Origin of the sequence: Pseudomonas sp. PSPC2-3 (genome assembly GCF_049898265.1) — a bacterium.
Taxonomy (GTDB): Bacteria; Pseudomonadota; Gammaproteobacteria; order Pseudomonadales; family Pseudomonadaceae; genus Aquipseudomonas; species Aquipseudomonas veronii.
Genome location: NZ_JAFCXJ010000023.1, coordinates 1 through 2,437, shown reverse-complemented (window position 1 = coordinate 2,437; position 2,437 = coordinate 1). Strand labels below are relative to the sequence as shown.

Annotated in this window: 1 rRNA gene; it reads right to left on the bottom strand. The window is 52.1% G+C overall.

Going from position 1 to position 2,437, the window contains the following annotated elements:
* Positions 1 to 81 precede the first annotated feature (81 nt).
* A 23S ribosomal RNA gene (locus ACP7E3_RS31820) occupies positions 82 to 2,437 on the bottom strand; the annotation flags it as partial.

The following is a 2,437-nucleotide window of genomic DNA, read 5'->3' as shown; positions in this document are numbered from 1 at the left end:
AAGAGTCGAACTTTCGGTTCGTTTCGTCTTCACACACCGCAATCTGGTCTCTTTCGAGTTCGCAAATTGCTTGGGTGTTATATGGTCAAGCCTCACGGGCAATTAGTATTGGTTAGCTCAACGCCTCACAGCGCTTACACACCCAACCTATCAACGTCGTAGTCTTCGACGGCCCTTCAGGGGACTCAAGGTCCCAGTGAGATCTCATCTTGAGGCTAGTTTCCCGCTTAGATGCTTTCAGCGGTTATCTATTCCGAACATAGCTACCCGGCAATGCCACTGGCGTGACAACCGGAACACCAGAGGTTCGTCCACTCCGGTCCTCTCGTACTAGGAGCAGCCCCTCTCAAATCTCAAACGTCCACGGCAGATAGGGACCGAACTGTCTCACGACGTTCTAAACCCAGCTCGCGTACCACTTTAAATGGCGAACAGCCATACCCTTGGGACCGGCTTCAGCCCCAGGATGTGATGAGCCGACATCGAGGTGCCAAACACCGCCGTCGATATGAACTCTTGGGCGGTATCAGCCTGTTATCCCCGGAGTACCTTTTATCCGTTGAGCGATGGCCCTTCCATACAGAACCACCGGATCACTAAGACCTACTTTCGTACCTGCTCGACGTGTCTGTCTCGCAGTCAAGCGCGCTTTTGCCTTTATACTCTACGACCGATTTCCGACCGGTCTGAGCGCACCTTCGTACTCCTCCGTTACTCTTTAGGAGGAGACCGCCCCAGTCAAACTACCCACCATACACTGTCCTCGATCCGGATAACGGACCTGAGTTAGAACCTCAAAGTTGCCAGGGTGGTATTTCAAGGTTGGCTCCACGCGAACTGGCGTCCACGCTTCAAAGCCTCCCACCTATCCTACACAAGCAAATTCAAAGTCCAGTGCAAAGCTATAGTAAAGGTTCACGGGGTCTTTCCGTCTAGCCGCGGATACACTGCATCTTCACAGCGATTTCAATTTCACTGAGTCTCGGGTGGAGACAGCGCCGCCATCGTTACGCCATTCGTGCAGGTCGGAACTTACCCGACAAGGAATTTCGCTACCTTAGGACCGTTATAGTTACGGCCGCCGTTTACCGGGGCTTCGATCAAGAGCTTCGCGTTAGCTAACCCCATCAATTAACCTTCCGGCACCGGGCAGGCGTCACACCCTATACGTCCACTTTCGTGTTTGCAGAGTGCTGTGTTTTTAATAAACAGTCGCAGCGGCCTGGTATCTTCGACCGGCATGAGCTTACGGAGCAAGTCCTTCACCCTCACCGGCGCACCTTCTCCCGAAGTTACGGTGCCATTTTGCCTAGTTCCTTCACCCGAGTTCTCTCAAGCGCCTTGGTATTCTCTACCCAACCACCTGTGTCGGTTTGGGGTACGGTTCCTGGTTACCTGAAGCTTAGAAGCTTTTCTTGGAAGCATGGCATCAACCACTTCGTCATCTAAAAGATGACTCGTCATCAGCTCTCGGCCTTAGAATCCCGGATTTACCTAAGATTCCAGCCTACCACCTTAAACTTGGACAACCAACGCCAAGCTGGCCTAGCCTTCTCCGTCCCTCCATCGCAATAACCAGAAGTACAGGAATATTAACCTGTTTTCCATCGACTACGCTTTTCAGCCTCGCCTTAGGGACCGACTAACCCTGCGTCGATTAACGTTGCGCAGGAAACCTTGGTCTTTCGGCGTGGGTGTTTTTCACACCCATTATCGTTACTCATGTCAGCATTCGCACTTCTGATACCTCCAGCAAGCTTCTCAACTCACCTTCACAGGCTTACAGAACGCTCCTCTACCGCATCACTTACGTGATACCCGTAGCTTCGGTGTATGGTTTGAGCCCCGTTACATCTTCCGCGCAGGCCGACTCGACTAGTGAGCTATTACGCTTTCTTTAAAGGGTGGCTGCTTCTAAGCCAACCTCCTAGCTGTCTAAGCCTTCCCACATCGTTTCCCACTTAACCATAACTTTGGGACCTTAGCTGACGGTCTGGGTTGTTTCCCTTTTCACGACGGACGTTAGCACCCGCCGTGTGTCTCCCATGCTCGGCACTTGTAGGTATTCGGAGTTTGCATCGGTTTGGTAAGTCGGGATGACCCCCTAGCCGAAACAGTGCTCTACCCCCTACAGTGATACATGAGGCGCTACCTAAATAGCTTTCGAGGAGAACCAGCTATCTCCGAGCTTGATTAGCCTTTCACTCCGATCCACAGGTCATCCGCTAACTTTTCAACGGTAGTCGGTTCGGTCCTCCAGTTAGTGTTACCCAACCTTCAACCTGCCCATGGATAGATCGCCCGGTTTCGGGTCTATTCCCAGCGACTAGACGCCCTATTAAGACTCGCTTTCGCTACGCCTCCCCTATTCGGTTAAGCTCGCCACTGAAAATAAGTCGCTGACCCATTATACAAAAGGTACGCAGTCACCTAACAA